This window comes from Knoellia sp. S7-12 (assembly GCF_040518285.1).
GTDB lineage: Bacteria > Actinomycetota > Actinomycetes > Actinomycetales > Dermatophilaceae > Knoellia.
Window position 1 is genome coordinate 2,359,080 of the sequence record NZ_CP155449.1, and the last position, 18,480, is coordinate 2,377,559.

The 18,480-nt window shown below is 68.5% G+C and carries 16 protein-coding genes; 6 read left to right on the forward strand and 10 right to left on the reverse strand.

Features of this window, described 5'->3' with window-relative positions; translation table 11 throughout:
- Positions 1-32: 32 nt before the first annotated feature.
- On the forward strand, positions 33-467 hold the full coding sequence (gene msrB, locus V6K52_RS11395) for a peptide-methionine (R)-S-oxide reductase MsrB (protein WP_353953768.1): 435 nt from the start codon (positions 33-35) through the stop codon (positions 465-467).
- A gap of 110 nt (positions 468-577) precedes the next feature.
- On the opposite strand, the gene V6K52_RS11400 is transcribed toward msrB, so the two are convergent.
- From V6K52_RS11400 to hemG, 3 genes are all read right to left on the reverse strand, one after another.
- Positions 578-1,489 carry a type IV toxin-antitoxin system AbiEi family antitoxin domain-containing protein gene (locus tag V6K52_RS11400; RefSeq protein ID WP_353950230.1) on the reverse strand — a complete coding sequence of 304 codons (912 nt, stop codon included), beginning with the start codon at positions 1,487-1,489 and terminating at the stop codon, positions 578-580.
- Positions 1,490-1,701: 212 nt separating this feature from the next.
- On the reverse strand, positions 1,702-2,430 hold the full coding sequence (gene hemQ, locus V6K52_RS11405) for a hydrogen peroxide-dependent heme synthase (RefSeq protein WP_353950231.1): 729 nt from the start codon (positions 2,428-2,430) through the stop codon (positions 1,702-1,704).
- 4 nt (positions 2,431-2,434) lie between these two features.
- Positions 2,435-3,856: a protoporphyrinogen oxidase gene (gene hemG / locus V6K52_RS11410; RefSeq protein ID WP_353950232.1), complete on the reverse strand. Its 1,422-nt coding sequence runs from the start codon at positions 3,854-3,856 to the stop codon at positions 2,435-2,437.
- Between the two features lie 126 nt (positions 3,857-3,982).
- Between hemG and V6K52_RS11415 the strand changes: the two genes are divergently transcribed.
- Complete coding sequence (locus tag V6K52_RS11415) at positions 3,983-4,942, forward strand: DUF4349 domain-containing protein (protein WP_353950233.1); 960 nt, start codon at positions 3,983-3,985, stop codon at positions 4,940-4,942.
- On the opposite strand, the gene hemE is transcribed toward V6K52_RS11415, so the two are convergent.
- From hemE to V6K52_RS11445, 6 genes are all read right to left on the reverse strand, one after another.
- Entirely contained in the window at positions 4,931-5,959 is a 1,029-nt protein-coding gene (hemE, locus tag V6K52_RS11420) for a uroporphyrinogen decarboxylase (protein WP_353950234.1), read from the reverse strand. The genes V6K52_RS11415 and hemE overlap by 12 nt on opposite strands.
- 101 nt (positions 5,960-6,060) lie before the next feature.
- Complete coding sequence (locus tag V6K52_RS11425) at positions 6,061-6,894, reverse strand: DMT family transporter (RefSeq protein ID WP_353950235.1); 834 nt, start codon at positions 6,892-6,894, stop codon at positions 6,061-6,063.
- A gap of 9 nt (positions 6,895-6,903) precedes the next feature.
- Positions 6,904-8,682 (reverse strand): IucA/IucC family protein, encoded by a 1,779-nt coding sequence (locus V6K52_RS11430; protein WP_353950236.1) that lies wholly within the window; start codon positions 8,680-8,682, stop codon positions 6,904-6,906.
- Positions 8,679-9,221, reverse strand: a complete 543-nt coding sequence (locus tag V6K52_RS11435) for a GNAT family N-acetyltransferase (RefSeq protein ID WP_353950237.1) — start codon at positions 9,219-9,221, stop codon at positions 8,679-8,681. Before V6K52_RS11435 ends, V6K52_RS11430 begins: the two co-directional genes overlap by 4 nt.
- Positions 9,218-10,528 (reverse strand): SidA/IucD/PvdA family monooxygenase, encoded by a 1,311-nt coding sequence (locus V6K52_RS11440; protein WP_353950238.1) that lies wholly within the window; start codon positions 10,526-10,528, stop codon positions 9,218-9,220. Before V6K52_RS11440 ends, V6K52_RS11435 begins: the two co-directional genes overlap by 4 nt.
- Entirely contained in the window at positions 10,528-12,042 is a 1,515-nt protein-coding gene (locus V6K52_RS11445) for an aspartate aminotransferase family protein (protein WP_353950239.1), read from the reverse strand. Before V6K52_RS11445 ends, V6K52_RS11440 begins: the two co-directional genes overlap by 1 nt.
- Positions 12,043-12,158: 116 nt before the next feature.
- Here V6K52_RS11445 and V6K52_RS11450 point away from each other — a divergent pair, with 116 nt between their 5' ends.
- Both V6K52_RS11450 and V6K52_RS11455 read left to right on the forward strand, forming a co-directional pair.
- Positions 12,159-12,746: a DUF3000 domain-containing protein gene (locus tag V6K52_RS11450; RefSeq protein ID WP_353950240.1), complete on the forward strand. Its 588-nt coding sequence runs from the start codon at positions 12,159-12,161 to the stop codon at positions 12,744-12,746.
- Between the two features lies 1 nt (position 12,747).
- Positions 12,748-14,037, forward strand: coding sequence for an HRDC domain-containing protein (locus tag V6K52_RS11455; protein WP_353950241.1), 1,290 nt, complete (start codon positions 12,748-12,750; stop codon positions 14,035-14,037).
- A 29-nt stretch (positions 14,038-14,066) separates the two neighbouring features.
- On the opposite strand, the gene V6K52_RS11460 is transcribed toward V6K52_RS11455, so the two are convergent.
- Complete coding sequence (locus tag V6K52_RS11460) at positions 14,067-14,954, reverse strand: alpha/beta hydrolase (protein WP_353950242.1); 888 nt, start codon at positions 14,952-14,954, stop codon at positions 14,067-14,069.
- A gap of 126 nt (positions 14,955-15,080) precedes the next feature.
- Here V6K52_RS11460 and V6K52_RS11465 point away from each other — a divergent pair, with 126 nt between their 5' ends.
- Together V6K52_RS11465 and V6K52_RS11470 are read left to right on the forward strand one after the other, a co-directional pair.
- Positions 15,081-16,292, forward strand: a complete 1,212-nt coding sequence (locus tag V6K52_RS11465; protein WP_353950243.1) for a thiolase family protein — start codon at positions 15,081-15,083, stop codon at positions 16,290-16,292.
- 1 nt (position 16,293) lies between these two features.
- Complete coding sequence (locus V6K52_RS11470; RefSeq protein WP_353950244.1) at positions 16,294-18,408, forward strand: 3-hydroxyacyl-CoA dehydrogenase NAD-binding domain-containing protein; 2,115 nt, start codon at positions 16,294-16,296, stop codon at positions 18,406-18,408.
- The last annotated feature ends 72 nt before the right edge of the window (positions 18,409-18,480 follow it).

Here is an 18,480-nt window from a genome sequence, read left to right on the forward strand (position 1 = left end):
ACGTTCCCGGGGGCTTCGTGGTTGCCTATGACATGGAGCCCACGAACCGCACGTATGCCGTCACCAAGTCCGACGAGGAGTGGCGCGCCGAGCTGTCCCCCGAGGAATACGCCGTTCTGCGCCAAGCCGGCACCGAACGCCCCTACGCGGGTGAGTACACCGACTCCAAGACGGAGGGTGTCTACTCGTGTCGCGCCTGTGGCGCCGAACTCTTCACGTCGGAGACGAAGTTCGACAGCCACTGCGGCTGGCCGTCCTTCTACAGCCCGCTGGCCGGGGACTCGGTCGAGTTCATCGAGGACGCCTCACTCCCGGGCCGCCCGCGCGTCGAGGTGCGCTGCGCCAACTGCGGCAGCCACATGGGCCACGTCTTCGAGGGCGAGGGTTATGACACCCCCACGGATCAGCGCTTCTGCATGAACAGCATCGCCATGACCCTGCGCCCCGCCACCGAAACCCCCGCCTGACCCGCCCCACCTCGCCAGCAACCCCTTTCCCGCCGCCCCCGGAAAAGGGGTCCGGGACAAGAGAACTGTTCCCTTGCTTGGGAACTGCTTCCCTTGCGCGGGACGCCGACCTAAGCGCTCTCGGCCAACATCGCTCGGCGGACCTTCGCCGACGCCTTGCCCGGCGTCTCGAGGTCGGCCCACGTGACTCGCACAAAGATCTTGCCCTCGGCGCGCATGTCGTCTTCCCGGCGCTTCTCCTTCCATAGAACCTGTGGATCCCCGTCGGCATACTTCACCTTGCCGTCGATCTCGATGAGCACGTTCGTCCCCTCGACACCGAAGTCGGCACGACCCATGAGCGACCCGTCGGCTCGCCGCACCTCTACCTGTGAAACAACGTGTATGCCGTGTGAGCCGAATTCGACGCGAGCTCGGCTCTCTGCCACGGACTCGCACTTTCCATCGACGTGGGTCAGCATCGCGCGCGGACGGTGCGACCCCGACCAAGCGGCAACCGCGTCGACCGCCGCCTTGAGCGCGTCGAGCGTGACCAACTTCCGGTGGAGAGCCGCGTCAGCCGACACGACTCCCTGGACGATGCCGTGGTCAATGCACAGCTGAACCAGCGCCTCGGCCAGCGGCACGCAGTGACCCCACGGGCCGTCCACCCGCTCGGTTCGCAAAGGCCGGACTCGGTACGGCTTCGCGCCTGCCTGCCGTTGGATGGGTCGCAGTATTTCCGGGCGGTTGAGTTGGCACCCCCAGACAGGCAATTCGTAGGCCAGCACCGCCGTCAAGCCAGTGAGTGCCGCGTCAGGGTAGAGCAGCCGCGCACCCTCGGCCATGTGGCTTTGCCACGGAACGGGATCGGTGTCGACAAGTGAGCGCACGGCATACAAGCCGCGTGAAGGGTGGAGCAGCACCCCCGCTCGGACCCACTCGCGCAACGCTTTGCGACCGATCCCAAGAGTGTGTGCCTGCTTCGTCGTGAACATGCCGTGCTGCGCGCTGGCGATCCGCGTGAGGTCGTCGAGTGTCATCCCACGACACTCGGGTCCGACAGCCCGTCGCCGGAAGGGGTCGCTCCTGATCTGTGGACAAGAGAGCACCGCTGCCCGGGCTGTGGACGACGCGAAGCGGGACGTATGCCCGACCCGAACAGGGGAAACCGTTCCCAAGCAAGAGAACAGTTCCCTTGTTCCGGAACCGTTTCCCGGGGGCGGCGGGAAAGGGGTGGCTGGTGGGGTGAAAGTCAGCGCTGGCGGGCGATCAGGTCCGCGACGGCGACGCGGGGGCCAGTGAAGAACGGCACCTCTTCGCGCACGTGCAGTCGGGCCCGCGAGGGCCGCAGTTCACGCATGAGGTCGACGATGCGATGCAGTTCGTCGGCTTCGAACGCGAGGATCCACTCGTAGTCGCCGAGCGCGAACGACGAGATCGTGTTGGCGCGCACGTCCGGGAACTCACGAGCCATCTGGCCGTGCTCGCGCAGCATGTCGCGACGCTCGTTCTCCTCGAGGAGATACCACTCGTAGGACCGCACGAACGGATAGACACAGACGTAGGCGCGCGGGTCCTCACCGGCCATGAAGGCGGGGACATGGCTCTTGTTGAACTCGGCCGGTCGGTGCAGAGCAGCGTTGGACCACACCGATGACAGGTGGGCGCCGAACTGGGTACGCAGCAGTCGGTGATAGGCGTCCTGGAGGTCCTCGATGCGCTCGGCGTGCCACCACACCATGAGGTCGGCATCGCCCCGCAGGCCCGCCACGTCATAGAACCCCCGCACCACGACGTCGCCCGACTCGAGCTCGGCAACGAGCTCCTCAACCTCTGCCGTCATGGCGGCACGGTCGTCCTTGCCGAGAGGCTCGGTCACCTCGAACACCGACCACATGGTGTAGCGGATCGAGTCATTGATCTCGCGCATCCGCGCGGGGCTGGGCTTGCTCGGGGCAGGGCGGTCGGTCGGGGTGCTCATGCGGTCATTCTCCCGCGCGCGCCGCGGCCGTCCTCAGGTGGGTCGCTGTCGCCTCCGCTGCGGCGTGCGCCGACGCGATGACGGCCGGGATACCAATGCCCTGGTATGCCGCGCCAGCCACTTCGAGACCGGCCACCCCTGCGATCGCTTCGGTCACTCGCGCGATCCGATCGACGTGCCCGACGGTGTACTGCGGCAGTCCGCCACCCCATCGTTGGACGTGGCTGTCGACGAGGGTGAGTGGTGGCCCGCCGGCGGCCTCGCTGATCTCGCGCACCGCGAGGGCCACGAGCTCTGCGTCGTCACGCTGCAGGCTCGCCGTCTCGCCCGCTCGCCCCACAGACGCCCGCACGTATGCCGTGTCGCCACCTTCCGCTGCGAGCCACCCCCACTTGGCCGAGCTGAAGGTGCTGGCCTTGATGCCCCGGCCCTCGACGGGGGGCACGAGGAAGCCTGAGCCCTCCCACGACGCGACCTCGGCTGTGGGAACGGCCAGGGTGATGACGGCAACCGACGCCATCTCGACCCCGCCGAGTGCAGCGCCCGCTGGGGGTGCGATCGGCGACAGCAGCCGCGAGGCCGCTGGCGGCGGCACGGCCACGATGACCGCGTCCGCCTCCAGCCGACGCGGCTGCGTCGTCGGACCACTGAGGACCGACCAGCCGGTCGCTGTCCGCTCGATGCCGCGGACGATCGTGTTCGACTCGATGACTCCCCCGCGTTGCTCGACGTCGGCGGCGAGGAGCTCAGACAGTCGACCCACGCCACCGGACAGCCCGATGAACGGTGGCCGCGCCGCACCCGACTGGGTGTCGACGACCGGTGGCGCCAAGAGAGATCCACGCGCCTGGGCGATCGCCCAGACCGCCGGCATCGTGGCGCGCAGTGACAGCGCACGGGAGTGACCGGCATACACCCCGCCGAGCATAGGCTCCACGAGACGGTCGACGACAGCGGAACCCAGTCGGCCACCGACGTAGTCGGCGACGGAGACGTCAGCGCCCACATCGGGCGCGTCGGCCTCGGCGAGCATTCGCGTCTCCTCGTCGGCCGTCAGGAGCCCGGCGACCACCGAGTCAGCGAACGGAACGCCAATTCGGGTGCGCGGCAACGGATGCAGCTCACCGCGGGACCACACGCGTGCCGACGTCGTGGCGGGTGTGACGATGTCCGCCGCGTCTGCAAGCTCGCTCACGAGATCGACGGCCTCGGGACGCACGGCCAGCATCGCCTCGGCCCCCACGTCGACGAGGTGCCCGCCGATCTCCTCGCGACGGACCTTGCCACCCACGCGGTCGGACGCATCGAGGAGGACGACGTGGGCGCCCGGCAGCGAGACGAGGACGTCACGCGCCGCCGCGAGCCCCGCGATCCCACCGCCAATGACGACGACGGAACGACGGGAAGGGCGTGCGGCTTCGCTCACCACGTCACTCTCTCACCGGTCGTCATCAAGTCGTGACCCGGATCGAGGGAACCCGTGACCCGGCAGGAGCAGTCTCACCACCAACAGACGCGAGCACCCGGTTCGACCGGAGAAGTGGAGAGCACCATGAGCGACCAGGTTCTTCGCCCCTCAGGGCTGTGGGGTCGCCGCCTCGTCGGCGCCACGCTTGCTGGCCTCCTCGCGGTGGGCGCGCTCAGTGCCTGCAGCAGTCGCAACGACTCGAGCGCTGGCAGTGGCGGGATGCCCGCGAGCGGCGAAATGGCAAGGCAGGACACGAGCGGGCAGGGGGCCGACGGCGACAGCGCAGCCAAGTCCGACCCGGCCAGTCAGGCGCGAGCAAGCGTGGGTCAGAAGCTCGTCCGACGGGCCAACCTGCAGCTCAAGGTCGACTCGCTCACGACGTCGGCCCAGCGGATCCGCTCCATCGCCGCTCAACAGAGCGGGGCCGTGCTGTCCGAAGAGCTCTACGCCGGCGAGACCGGGCGGGACACGTCCGGGTCGATCACCATCAGCGTCCCGGCTGCCTCACTGGATGCGACGATCGCCCTTATCGAGAAGGTCGGCGAGGTGCAGGTCCGCAACAGCTCCAGTGAGGACGTGACGGGCACCTATGTCGACACCGAGGCGCGGGTGAAGTCCATGACGGCGAGCGTCGCTCGCATCCGCGATCTCCTGGCCAAGGCCACCACGGTCAACGACCTCGTCGCTCTGGAGAACGAGCTGTCGCAGCGTCAGGCTGAGCTCGACGGCCTCACGGCTCAGCTGGCCAACCTCAAGGACTCGGTGACGATGTCACCGATCTCAATCTCGCTCTCGACCGACGACTTTGAGCCTGTTGCGGCCGCTGGCTTCCTGTCGGGCCTGAAGTCCGGATGGAAGGCGTTCACGTCGTCCTTGGCGGTGCTCGTCACGGTCGTCGGCGCCGTGCTTCCGTTCGCGGTCGCGATCGGCCTCGTGCTCGCACCGGTGATCTGGTGGATGCGTCGCCGCCGGACCACCCCGGCAGCGTTTGTCAGCCCGGTGGCCCAACCCGCTGGGCCGATGCCGCCGCCGTCAGCGGGCTGAGTGCTCGTGCACGACCTCGACGATCCTGGTGAGGACGTCGGGGTCGGCATGCGGCGGGACTCCGTGACCGAGGTTGAAGATGTGGCCTGGCGCCTGGCGCCCTTCGTCCACGATCGCGCGGACGCGGGCTTCGAGAACCTCCCACGGGGCACCGAGGAGAGCCGGATCGAGGTTGCCCTGCACGGCATACCCATCACCGATGCGACTGACCGCGTCGGTGAGTGACAGTCGGTAGTCGACGCCGACGACCTCGGCCCCGGCCTCACCCATGAGTTCGAGAAGTTCACCGGTGCCCACGCCGAAGTGGATGCGCGGCACACCGAGGTCTGCGACCGCGGCGAGCGCTGTGGCCGAGTGCTTCTGGACGTATGCCGTGTAGTCCGCTCGCGAGAGCGAGCCGACCCAGGAGTCGAAGAGTTGGATCGCGCTGGCTCCGGCCTCGACCTGGACACGGAGGAAGGCTCCGGAGATCTGGGCAAGGCGTGCGCTGAGGTCGTTCCAGAGCTGCGGGTCGCCATGCATGAGCGCCTTGGTCTTCTCATGCGTGCGCGACGGCCCGCCCTCGACGAGGTAGGACGCGAGGGTGAACGGTGCGCCGGCGAAGCCGATGAGCGGGGTCGACCCGAGCTCACTGACAAGTCGCGAGACCGACTCGGTGATGTCGGGGATGGCGTCAGCGGTGAGGTCCGGAAGTCGGTCGAGGTCGGCGCGGGTGCGAAACGGTGCGGGCACGACGGGGCCGGTGCCCGGGACGATGTCGAGGTCGACGCCCACGGCCGCCAGGGGCACCACGATGTCCGAGAAGAAGATCGCTGCATCGACATTGTGGCGGCGCACGGGCTGGAGCGTGATCTCGGTGACGAGGTCGGGCATGCGACAGGCTTCGAGCATGGCCGTGCCCTCACGCAGCGCGCGGTATTCGGGCAGCGACCGACCGGCCTGACGCATGAACCACACGGGGGTGTGCGGGACGGGCTGGCGGGTTGCGGCAAGGACGAGCGGGCTGTCGGAGATCACCGCGTGATCCTCTCATCCCCCCACTGATTGCCCGTTCGGCCAGTGAGGAGGGCAACGACGAACTGGCCGAACGGGCAATCAGTGGGGAAAGGGGTGGAGGTTCACAGGGAAATGATGGCAGCACCGGCGAGCGCGAACACGACGCCGATCTGCTGGATGCGCTGGAGGCGCTCCTTGAGAACGATTCGAGCCAGCAGGATCGTCGCGATCGGGTACAGCGAGCCCAACACCGACGCGATGCTCACCTGCCCGCGTGAGGACGCCGTGGCGAAGAGCACGTTCGCGAGCAGGTCAGCGGAGCCGATGAACGCCAGTGGCACCAGGTGCGTGCGTCCGGCGCCACCGACCGACCGCAGCACGACCGCCGCCGCCGCGAAGATGACGACGGAGGTGCCTCGCATCCCCCACAACGTCATGAGCATCGAGTCTCGCGAACCGCGGTCGAGGGAGAACAGCGCCAGGCCGAAGCCCAGCGCGGCGACGCACGCCAGGAGCACGGGGCGCGGCGACACGGCACCGGAAACCTCGGGCCCCGACGCCAGGACGATGCCGATGACGGCAACGGCGATGCCGACCCAGACCCAGGACGAAGGTGTATCACCCGACGCGACACCGAGACCGACAGTCACCAGGACGCCCATCGACGCGATGGGTGCGACGACGCCCATCGTGCCGCTCGCCAGCGCGGTGTAGAACGCGACGAGACCGGTGGCCCCGCTGAGCCCCGCGAGCATCGCCCATCCCACCCAGCTCCCCCACTCCGGCGGGTGCCCGAGTGCCAGGCGCACGAGGACGACGACGCACAGCAGGACGAACGCCAGCGACTGCGTGATGCCGACGACCGCGACAGCCGGAAGGCGTTTGGCCATGAGGCCACCGAAGAAGTCCGACGTCCCCCACACGGCCGACGAGGCGAGAGCGAGGAGAGAGAGCACCCACGCAGCCTATGAGTGAGTGGCCGCCAGTGGGTTGGTGATCCGGCCGGCGAACGCGAGTGCGCCCACCGGATCCGCGAGGTCGACCATCTGCTGGTTGTTGCGCAGTTGCAGCCGGTTGAGGCACGAGAGGTCGAAGTCGGCGGCTCGCAGGTCGAGGGCAGTCAACCGGGCGGCGAGCTCGGGGTGCGCGTCCTCGTAGTCACGAAGCACGTCTCGCGCCACTGCCCAGAAGTCCTCGGCATCGATCGTGCCGGCCTCGTCGAGCACCGCAGCGAGGAACCTCAGGAAGCAGTCGACGACATCGGTGAGGATCGACAGGGCCTGCATCGACGGTTCGGCCTCGACCCGCACACGCTCCACAGCAGCCGGCAGCGCGGCCTCGGTGTCGAAGATCGCCACCTCCTCGCCGATGTCCTTCATGATGACGCGTGCGACGACGCCGTCCTTGAGCACGAGGATGAGGTTCTCGCCATGGGGCATGAAGACCAGGTGGTGTGCGACGAGGCAGTGGGTCACCGGGACGAGATAGGCCTCGAGATAGCGGCGCACCCACTCCTCGGGCGTGAGTCCGCTGGTGTCGACCAGGGCTGCGGCGAACGACTCCCCCACCTCGTCCACGTGCAGCAGGCTGGCCATCGTCGCCAGCGTCTCGCCCTCACGGAGCAGGGGCACCGGGCTCTCACGCCAGAGGCCGGCGAGCATCTTGAGGTGGGGGTCGCCCCTGTCAGCCACGGCGTCGTAGGTGGGGCTGCGGTAGCCCACCGAAGCGTGCTCGCGCAGGACGTCGAAACCGCTGGACCGCAACGTCTCGTCCCCGCGAACGAGGTCGGCGACATGGTCGTTGATCGCCGGGGTCACTTCCATGTATGCCGCGGACAGACCGCGCAGGAAGCCCATGTTGAGGACCGACAGGGCTGTCTTGACATAGCTGCGCTGGGGGGCGGACGTGTTGAAGAACGTGCGGATCGACTGCTGTGGTCGGTGCGCGTCATCGCCGTGACCCAGCAGGACCAGATCGCCTCGGACGATGTCTGCGGCGAAGGTCGTCGTCACTCGGTTGTCCCACTGCCAGGGGTGGAGCGGCAGGAGGTGGACGTCGTCGAGTGTCAGGCCCCGATCGGCGAGGACGCTCTCGAAGCGGCCCCGGGTCTCGACCGAGAACTCCTCCGCCAGCAGGCGCTCCCGCGTCATACCCCCGCCGACGGCGAAGGTGGCACGTTCGCGGCGGGCAGCCAGCCAGACGAGTTTCACGTCGGGTGCGGCCTCCGGCGCATAGCGCTCGTACTCGCTCGCATCAAAGCCGATCCGTCCCGAGTTGGCGACGAAGCACGGGTGCCCCTCGCGCATGGACGATTCGACGAGCTGGAAGTCGGCGCCGACGAGCTCACTGCTCTTGGGTTGGTGCACGGACCAGCGATAGGCCTGGGCACTGAGAGTCGCCGACACCTCCTCGAGGAGCAGTGGCAGGACCTTGGGGCCGAGGTCGAGGTCGGCCCGCAGGTCAACGAACAGCTCGAGTGCGTCGAGGTCACGCACCTCGCCGTTGACGGTTCGCACGATCGACTCCGGTGCGATGAGCCAGTGGTCGAGCGGCAGGACACGAGCCGAGAACTCGTATGCCGCACCGGAACTCGCGCGGACGGCATACTTTCCGCGGTCAAGGGCGATGGGCTCCAGCATGCGCTCGTGGGCGAACTCGGCCAGCGCCTTGCGTACGAGCCAGCGTGTCGCGCGGGCCCAGTGCCTGGGCTGCAGGTGCTGCGGAGAATGGGGTGAGGTGGTCATGCGGCAGCTCCTCGGCGGGCAGCGGATGCGGAATGGTCGGCTCGGGTGCAGAAGCTCAGCAAGGCGTCCTTGTCCGGCAGGGAGACGCGTTCGCGGACGCTGAAACCGGCCCACGCGTTGAGAGCGTGGACGGCGTGGTTGTCGGCATCGGGCTCGACGACGACGCGCGCAACGGCAGGGTCTTCGAAGAGCCAGTCCATGATCGTCGCGAACACCTCACGGGTGAAGCCGGGCACCGGCGTGTCGGTCGGTGCGACGAGCACGTGCATGCCAACGTCGCCGTGCTGCACGGCGTAGGCCTTCCCCACCGGGTCGCCGGCCGGATCGTAGCGCTCGACGAGGAACGCCGGATCGCCGTCGAACAGTCCGAGGAACGCTTCGTGAGAGGGGTTGTCGCGGATCTCGGCATAGGCCTGCTGGACCTGCTCCACGTCGCAGTCAGCCATCTGCCAGAAGTGACTCTTGGGGTGGGTCACCCAGGCATGGAGGGTCGGCCCATCCGCCACCGGGTCCACCGGTCGCAGGGTGAAGGTGGTCATGCCGACACCTCCTGTCGAAGCGGTGAGCGCAACGGCGCGATCTCGGGCAGGCCGAACTCCTGCTGCGCGATGCGCGTCTCGATCGGATAGACCTCGCGTCCCGTGATGCCGCGGACGATCCAGGAGTTCCGGTATGCCGCCATGCCGAGATCCGGTGCAGCGAACCCGTGCGTGTGGAGCTCGGCGTTCTGCACCCAGATCGGCGGACCCGCCACGTCGACGCGGTAGTCGCGGGTGACGTCGAAGCGGCCCTTCTCGTCCCAGCGGATGCGATCAGCGACGGGCGCGAGGAAGGCCGGCACCTCGTGCTTGTAGCCGGTGGCGAGAACGAGGCCATCGGTCTCGATGTCGCGCTCCTCACCGGTGTCGGCGTGCTTCACCGTGAGTCGGTAGGTCCCGTCCGGCTCCTGAATCGAGCCAGTCACAGCCGTATTCGTGAAGAGACGGGCGTTCGACGGTCCGTCGACGCCTGCGGCATAGAGGGCGTCATAGATCTCGTCGACGAAGTCACCCGAGATCCCCTTGTAGAGCTGGGCCTGAGACGCGATGAGGGACTCGCGTCGCTCCGGCGGCAGGGCGTGGATGTGGTCGACGTACTCCGGAGAGGTCATCTCGAGCGTGAGTTTGGTGTACTCGAGCGGGAAGAACCGCGGCGACCTCGTGAGCCAGATGATCTCGCGCTGGCGGCCATCGTCGGCCGCAAGGAGGTCCCGGAAGATCTCGGCAGCACTCTGGCCGCTGCCCACGACGACGACTCGTCGGCACTCGAGCAGCTGCGCCCTGCGCTGCAGGTAGGTCGAGTTGTGCAGCTCGGCCGGCAGCCCGGCGCAGCTGTCCGGGATGTGCGGTGGGGTGCCGGTTCCCACGACGAGGGAGCGAGCGGCATACGTCTCCTCGCCGTCAGGCGTCGACGCTCGCACGACGTAGGCGAGCTCATCCTCGTCAAAGGTCACCGACGTCACCCGACGCGAGAGGCGAACGCTCTCGAGACGCTCGGAGACCCAACGGCAGTAGGCGTCGAACTCGCGGCGCAGCGGATAGAACGACTCACGGATGTAAAACGGATAGAGCCTCCCGGTCTCCTTGAGGTGCTGGAGGAACGAGTGGCGCGACGTCGGGTCGGCCATCGTCACGAGGTCCGACATGAAGGGCGTCTGCAGCCGGCTGTCCGGCAGAAGCATCCCCGGGTGCCAGGCGATCTCGTCGCGCGCCTCGAGGAAGACCTCATCCACGTCGTCGATGGGGTCGAGCAGCGCAGCGAGTCCGAGGTTGAAGGGGCCGAGTCCGATCCCGATGACGTCGTGCATCAGGCCACCTCCCGTCCAGTGACCACGTAGTCCGGTGCGGCTTCGAAGGCCCGCTCGGCGTGGTCGGCGAGGAGGTCGACGACCTCGAGGATCTCGGCGAGGGTCGTCTCCGGGTTGAGGAGGGTGAACTTCAGCCAGGTGCGGCCGTCGATCTTCGTCGACGCGACGACAGCCTCACCCGTGAAGAAGACCGCTTCGCGGGCGCCGGTGTTGGCGGCGTCGACCCGAGGGTCGGTCACGGAACTCTCGGCTGCGTCGGGCACCCACCGGAAGACCACGGTGCTGAGCACGGGGTCGACCGCCACGTGGAACCGTGGGTCCAGCCGGAGGTGGCGAGCCGTTGTGGCGGCGAGGTCGATGACGGTGTCGAAGAGCTCCCCCACCCGGTCCGGGCCCATCGCGCGCAGGGTGAACCACAGCTTGAGCGCGTCGAAGCGGCGGGTCGTCTGCAGGCTCTTGTCGACCTGATCGTCGATGCCGCGGCGGTCGGCATGCTCGACCGGGTTGAGGTAGTCGGCCCGGATCGTCACGTGGCCCAGCGTCGTGCGGTCGCGCACGAGCACAGCGCTCGAGCTCACCGGCTGGAAGAACGACTTGTGGAAATCGACCGTCACCGAGTCGGCCCGCTCGATCCCGCCCAGCAAGGCACGACGTCGCGAGACGAGCAGACCGCAGCCGTAGGCCGCATCGACGTGCATCCAAAGGTCGTGGGCAAGGGCCACGTCGGCGATCTCGGTGAGCGGGTCGATGCTGCCGAAGTCGGTGGTGCCAGCCGTGGCGACGACCGCGCACGGAAGGTTGCCGGCACTGCGCTCCTCCGACACCGCCCTCACGAGCGCTTCCACACACATGCGTTGTGAGTCGTCGGTGTGGACGGCGATGACAGCATCCGGCGCGAGACCCAGGAGCTGGGCGGCCCGCTGGACGCTGAAGTGTCCGGACGCCGAGGCGAAGATCCGCAGTCGTCCCAGGGCCTGCGCCCGAGGGACATCGGCATGAGCCTTGAGGGCCTCGTCCCGAGCGAGGAGCAGCGCCTGGAGGTTGGACTGGGTGCCACCGCTCGTGAAGATGCCGTCGGCGTCCGGCCCGAGACCGATCCGCGCGGCCGTCCAGTCGATGAGGCGTCGTTCGATGAGCATGGCTCCGGCGCTCTGGTCCCACGTGTCGAGGGACGAGTTCACGGCGGTCAACATGGCTTCGGCCGCGACGGCGGGCACGGCGACAGGGCAGTTGAGGTGGGCGAGATAGCGCGGGTGGTGGAAATAGACGGCGTCGCGCAGATAGAGGTCGCGAGCCTCATCGAGGACAGCGGACATGCCGCTCATCGGGACGTCGAGGTCGATTGCGGCGACGGCCCCGTTCAATGGTCCGGGCAGGGCTCCGGTGAACGGTGCGGACGCTCCGGAAATCGCCTCGGCGGCGATGCGCGCGGTCTGAGCGACAGTGTCGGCACAGGCCTCAGCGGTTCGCGCGGTGAGCAGGGACGTGGCAGGTGACGACTCATCGTTGGTCATAAGGGCAGCCTAACCTTAGTTAGGTAGCCCTAATCAAATCGGACCATGAGGGCCATGCCCGCACCACCCCGGCGTGGCCTCACCCCTAACCCAGCCATGCGGCATACCCTCATGGGGTGGCAACACGCTCTCTTCCTGGCCGTGAGTCCCCGGAGTTCACCGAGGCTCTCGAGGCCCTTCGACGCGTCCGACTGCGTCCCGAGGTCCGCATCACCGAGGTGCCCGCACCGCAACGAATCGCTCCGTATGCCGTGGCGCTCACCGCCGACGTGCTCGGCTCGGCCGCCGACGACGAGGATGAGCTGGCCTCGGGCCGCTTCGTCCTCCTCCACGATCCGTCCGCGCCCGAACCCTGGGGCGGCGAATGGCGGGCCGTGACGTTCGCGCGCGCCGAGCTCGAACCCGAGCTTGCTGCCGACCCGCTCCTTGGTGAGGTCGGCTGGTCCTGGCTGGTCGACGCCCTCGCCAACCGCGACGTCGAGGCGATCGCCGAAGCCGGCACCGTCACTCGTGTCGTGAGCCAAAGCTTTGCGGGGCTCGCCGACCGTCCCGCCAGCGTCGAGATGGAGGTCCGCGCGTCGTGGACCCCCATCGGTCCCGACGCCGGGCTGCACCTCCTCGCCTGGTCCGATCTGCTCTGCACCATCGCCGGGCTTCCTCCCCTGCCCGAGGGTGTCGTCGCTCTCCCCGGGCCCCGCCGCTGACATGACCGACGCACCGTCCGCCCCGCCCACCTCGACCGAGGACGCCGAGCCCGCACCTGACGCAGAGCCGACCCTTCCCCCACCCACTCCGCTCAACGAGCCCGCCGACGGGACCCCCGACGTCGTCGAGTCCGAACGTGGCCTCAGCGAGGCCGCTGCGGCGATCGCCGCCGGTGAAGGACCCGTAGCAGTCGACGCCGAGCGAGCCTCGGGGTACCGCTACGGCCAGCGCGCCTATCTCATCCAGCTGCGGCGTGAGGGTTCGGGCACGTGGCTCATCGACCCCATCGCCTGCCCGGACATGAGTCCCCTCAACGACGCCATCGGCCGCGCCGAGTGGATCCTGCACGCCGCGACCCAGGACCTCGCCTGCCTCGCCGAGGTGGGCCTGCGTCCGCGTCAGCTCTTCGACACCGAGCTCGGCGCACGGCTCCTCGGGCTTCCGCGCGTGGGACTGGCCGCAGTCGTCGAGCACTACCTCGGCCTGGCCCTGGCCAAGGAGCACTCGGCCGTGGACTGGTCCACGCGTCCCCTGCCCGAGCCGTGGTTGCGCTATGCCGCCCTTGACGTCGAGGTGCTCACCGAGCTCCGCAATCTCATGGGCGTCGACCTTGCCCGCCAGCAGAAGTCCGAGTGGGCCCGGCAGGAGTTCGAGGCGCTGCTCACGTGGGCGCCAACCGAACGCGTCGACCCGTGGCGTCGCACCAGTGGCCTCAACACCATCCGCAGCCGTCGCGGCGTCGCCATCGTGCGGGAGCTCTGGTACGCCCGTGACGACATCGCCCGCGACCGCGACACCTCACCGGGCCGGATCCTCCCGGACGCCGGCCTCATCGCCATCGCCGCCCAGGCCCCGACGTCTTCGACCGATCTCCCGAGCGGCCACCGCGCCATCGCCCGCTACGGCCGCCAGTGGGTGGCAGCGGTCAAGCGCGCCAACGCCGTCGACGAGGCCGAGCTCCCGGCGCGCACGATCCGCTCCGACGGACCGCCGCCCGCGCGCTCGTGGGCCGACAAGGACCCGGTTGCAGCGGAACGGCTGGCGGCCACGCGAGCCGAGCTGACGGCCTACGCCGAAGAACGCGAGATCCCGATCGAGAACGTCATCTCGCCCGACCCACTCCGCCGGGCCGTGTGGAGTCCGCCGACGGCGCGCGACGAGGCCGGGTTCACCGCGGCGCTGCACGACTCTGGTGTGCGCCAGTGGCAGGCCGAGATCGTCGCGCCGATGTTGGCCCGGGCCTTCGAGGCCCACCCCGACCCCTCTCCAGGAACCTCTCCCGACGCCTGAGCGAATCGCGGCGGGCGACGAAGCGACAGCTACGTCGTTGGGATCGTCCTGAAGTGTCGTATCAGCGCCGACGCCAGTGCTGCTGGGTTCTCCTCGGCCATGTGGTGTCCGGAGTCGATCTCGACACCGACGACATCGGGCGCCCATAGACGCCAGATCGCGAGTGGGTCTCCATAGAAGTCCACCATGTCGTCGCGGCTGGACCACGCAAAGAGTGTCGGCTGCTCCAGCACCCTGCCAGCGGCCCGGTCGGCAAGCTCGTCCTCGCGGTCCGGCCCGAGACCGGCGCGGTAGTCCTCGATCATCGCCTGACGGGTATCGGCGTCGTGGATGGCGGCGCGGTACTCCGCGAACGCGTCGGGCCCCATGTGCTCGGCGCTACCGCCGTACCACCTGTCCGGGTCGGCCCCAACGGCGAGCTCTGGCTTGTCGGCGAGCCCGAAGAAGAACCAGTGCGCCCATTTCTGGGCGAAGCGCGCATCGGCACGCTCGAGCGCTTCGCTGATCGGTATGCCGTCCAGCACCGCGAGCCGCTCGACGGCGGCTGGGTGGTCAAGAGCAAGGCGAAGAGCGACGTAGCAGCCGCGGTCGTGCCCGGCAAGGTGGAAGCGCTCGTGGCCGAGCCCGCGCATCAGGTCCACCAGGGCTCCGGCGACAACTCTCTTGGACTGTTGGCGATGGTCAGGACGCACCGGTGGACACGACGACTGCCCGTAGCCCGGCATGTCCGGGCAGACCACCGTCAGTCCCGCGTCCACGAGCGCAGCCGCGACCCGGTGCCACGTCGCTCCTGTGCGCGGGTGCCCGTGAACGAGCAGGACCGCTGGGCCCTTCCCACCGTGCCGCACGCGGATCGTGAGCGCACCGACCTCGCGTCGCTCGTCGACGAATCCCTCGAAGAAGCCGTGGCCACCCATCACCTCACCGTGCCACAGATCTCCGACAGGTGATGGCTGTCACGGCTGACCGGCATACCCGGGTAAGCGATCGCTTAGTAGCCTGAGCGCAGCACCACACAACCTGCTGAGAAGAGAGGCTCCACTGTGCCCCGCACCCTGAATGAGGTCGTCTTCGTCGACGGCGTGCGCACGCCGTTCGGCAAGGCTGGCGAGAAGGGCATGTATGCCCAGACCCGCGCCGACGACCTCGTCGTCCGCTGCATCCGCGAGCTGCTCAAGCGCAACCCGCAGCTCCCCAAGGACCGTGTCGAGGAGGTCGCCATCGCCGCGACCACCCAGATCGGCGACCAGGGCCTGACGCTCGGCCGACTCGCCGCCCTCCTGTCGGGGCTGCCCAACACCACTCCCGGCTACTCCGTCGACCGCATGTGCGCCGGTGCCATGACCGCGGTGACCAACGTGGCGTCCTCGATCGGTTTCGGCGCCTACGACATCGCCATCGCCGGTGGTGTCGAGCACATGGGTCGCCACCCCATGGGTGAGGGCATCGACCCCAACCCGCGCCTCATCGGCGAGAAGCTCGTGGACCAGTCCGCTCTCTCGATGGGCAACACGGCCGAGAACCTGCACGACCGCTTCCCGAAGCTGACCAAGGAGCGTTCCGACGCGTTCGCCGTCGGCAGCCAGGCCAAGCTGGCCCAGGCCTACGCGGACGGCAAGATCCAGCCCGACCTCGTCCCCATGGCCACGCGCCACTCCGAGCGCGGCGCCGGTCTCGCAACCAAGGACGAGCCTCCCCGCCCCGGCACCACCATGGACGAGCTTGCCGCGCTCAAGACGCCGTTCCGCCCCCACGGTGCGGTCACTGCCGGCAACGCTGCTGGTCTCAACGACGGAGCGACCGCGTGTGTCCTCGCCTCCGAGCAGACGGCGCAGGAGCTTGGTCTCCCCGTCAAGATGCGCCTCGTGTCGTTCGGCTTCGTCGGCGTCGAGCCCGAGGTCATGGGCATCGGCCCGGTCCCCGCGACCGAGAAGGCCCTGGCCAAGGCTGGCCTCACCATCGAGGACATCGGTCTGTTCGAGCTCAACGAGGCGTTCGCCGTCCAGGTACTCGCCTTCCTCGACCACTTCGGCATCGCCGACGACGACGCGCGCGTCAACCAGTACGGCGGCGCCATCGCCACCGGCCACCCGCTCGCCTCCTCGGGAGTGCGCCTCATGACGCAGCTCGCTGCACAGTTCAAGGAGCAGCCAGAGGTCCGCTACGGCGTCACCGCGATGTGCATCGGCATCGGCATGGGCGGCTCGGTCATCTGGGAGAACCCGCACCACGCCGACTACGGGACGGAAGCCTGACATGAGCGAGAACACCACGTCCAAAGCCCACGGCGAGACCGTGACGCGCGCCCTCGTCCAGGACGTCGCCCTCGCGGGTGACGCAGGCACTCTGGCCCTCATCACTCTCGACAACGGCTTCGACCACACCAAGCCCAACACCTTCGGACCCGAGGGCATCGCGGCACTCCAGGGCGTCATCGACACCCTGCGCACCCGCGCCGAGGCCGGGGAGATCCAGGCAGTCGGCATCACCGGCAAGCCGTTCATCTTCGCCGTCGGCGCCGACCTCACGGGTGTCCCGACTCTGAGCAGCCGCGAGCAGGCCCTCGAGATCGCTCGGGCGGGCCACACGGCCTTCGCCGCGATCAACGACCTGCCTGTGCCGACGTTCGCGTTCGTCAACGGCGCGGCCATGGGTGGCGGTGTTGAGGTCGCACTGTCCTGCGACTACCGCACGATCAGTGGAGCAGTGCCGGCTCTGGCTCTGCCCGAGACCTTCCTCGGTCTCGTCCCCGGATGGGGTGGCTGCTACCTGCTGCCCAACCTCGTCGGGCCGGCGAACGCTCTCAAGGTCATCATCGAGAACCCGATGAACACCAACCGCATGCTCAGTGGTCCGGCGGCCTTCAAGCTCGGCATGGCCGATCTCCTGCTCGAGCCGGCCGACTTCCTCGAGGAGTCGATCGCGTGGGCGGGCAAGGTCGTCACTGGCGACGTCACGGTCGAGCGCCCCGAGGTCTCACGCGACGAGTCCGAGTGGGACGCCGCGACCAAGGCTGCCAAGGGACTCGTCCTCGCCAAGACGGCAGGCCGCTCACCCGGCCCACTGCGCGCGATCGAGCTGGTCTCCGCCGCTCGCACCGCCACTCGCGACGAGGCCTTCGCCGCCGAGGACCAGGCCCTTGCCGATCTCCTCCTGGGTGACGAGCTCCGCGCCGGGCTCTACTCGTTCGACCTTGTGCAGAAGCGCGCGAAGCGCCCGGCGGGTGCTCCCGACAAGGCTCTGGCCCGCAAGGTGACCAAGGTAGGCATCGTCGGCGCCGGTCTCATGGCCAGCCAGCTCGCCCTGCTTTTTGCCCGCAACCTGCGAGTTCCCGTCGTCATGACAGACCTTGACGAAGATCGTGTTGCCAAGGGTGTCGGCTATGTCCACGCAGAGATCGCCAAGTCCCTCGAGGCGGGCAAGATCGGACAGGACCGCGCCAACCACCTCACTGGCCTCGTCACCGGCTCGACGTCCAAGGACGGCTTCGCCGACGCCGACCTCGTGGTCGAGGCGGTCTTCGAGGAGATCTCGGTCAAGAAGCAGGTCTGGGCCGAGGTCGAGGCCGTGGTCTCACCCGAGTGCGTCCTCGCCTCCAACACGAGCTCGCTGTCCATCACCGAGATGGCCGCCGACCTGCAGCACCCGGAGCGGGTCGTGGGCCTCCACTTCTTCAACCCAGTCGCCGTCATGCCGTTGCTCGAGATCATCCGAGGTGAGAAGACCGACGACGCCGCGCTCGCGACGGCCTTCGCCACGGGCAAGGGCCTCAAGAAGACGACGATCCTCGTCAAGGACTCCGCGTCGTTCATCGTCAACCGCCTGCTCGGCCGCTTCATGGGCGAGTTCAGCAAGATCGTCGACGAAGGCACGCCGGTCGCCGTCGCCGAGAAGGCCGTCGCCGGTCTCGCGCCGATGCCCCCGTTCGTCCTGCTGGGCCTCGTCGGCCCGGCGATCGCGCTGCACAACAGCGAGACGCTCCACCGCGCGTTCGGTGACCGATTCCACGTGTCGCCCAACCTTCAGAAGATGGTGGAGCTGGGCAAGCGCGGCTACTACACCCAGGTGGGCGGCAGGTTCGTCGTCGATCCCGAGATCGAGGCAGCCCACATCACGCCCGACCACCCGGTCGAGCTCGACGTGGCGGAGGTCCGTGAGCGAGTGCTCTCCGTCCTCGCCGAGGAGGTCGCCCTCATGCTCAAGGAGGGCGTGGCACAGGCGCCGATGGACATCGACCTCGCGCTGATCACCGGCGCCGGCTTCCAGTTCTGGAACGGCGGCCTCACCCCCCTCCTTGACCGTGAGGGGATCTCCGAGAAGGTCGTCGGGCAGCGCTTCCTGCCGCCTGGCGCGGCAAGCGTTCCTGCCTGATTGAAGCGTTGGTGAGCGGGCGGCATACCTGATCTGCAGGTATGCCGTCCGCTCACTTTCCCGAGGCCTGCT

Excerpts from the sequence above, each read along its gene's own strand:
- V6K52_RS11415 (WP_353950233.1), top strand. The coding sequence starts at position 3,983 with ATGAGCGACCAGGTTCTTCGCCCCTCAGGGCTGTGGGGTCGCCGCCTC.
- V6K52_RS11460 (WP_353950242.1), bottom strand. The coding sequence starts at position 14,954 with ATGGGTGGCCACGGCTTCTTCGAGGGATTCGTCGACGAGCGACGCGAG.
- V6K52_RS11445 (WP_353950239.1), bottom strand. The coding sequence starts at position 12,042 with ATGACCAACGATGAGTCGTCACCTGCCACGTCCCTGCTCACCGCGCGA.
- V6K52_RS11470 (WP_353950244.1), top strand. The coding sequence starts at position 16,294 with ATGAGCGAGAACACCACGTCCAAAGCCCACGGCGAGACCGTGACGCGC.
- V6K52_RS11440 (WP_353950238.1), bottom strand. The coding sequence starts at position 10,528 with ATGCACGACGTCATCGGGATCGGACTCGGCCCCTTCAACCTCGGACTC.
- V6K52_RS11455 (WP_353950241.1), top strand. The coding sequence starts at position 12,748 with ATGACCGACGCACCGTCCGCCCCGCCCACCTCGACCGAGGACGCCGAG.
- V6K52_RS11435 (WP_353950237.1), bottom strand. The coding sequence starts at position 9,221 with ATGACCACCTTCACCCTGCGACCGGTGGACCCGGTGGCGGATGGGCCG.
- msrB (WP_353953768.1), top strand. The coding sequence starts at position 33 with ATGGAGCCCACGAACCGCACGTATGCCGTCACCAAGTCCGACGAGGAG.
- V6K52_RS11400 (WP_353950230.1), bottom strand. The coding sequence starts at position 1,489 with ATGACACTCGACGACCTCACGCGGATCGCCAGCGCGCAGCACGGCATG.
- hemQ (WP_353950231.1), bottom strand. The coding sequence starts at position 2,430 with ATGAGCACCCCGACCGACCGCCCTGCCCCGAGCAAGCCCAGCCCCGCG.
- V6K52_RS11430 (WP_353950236.1), bottom strand. The coding sequence starts at position 8,682 with ATGACCACCTCACCCCATTCTCCGCAGCACCTGCAGCCCAGGCACTGG.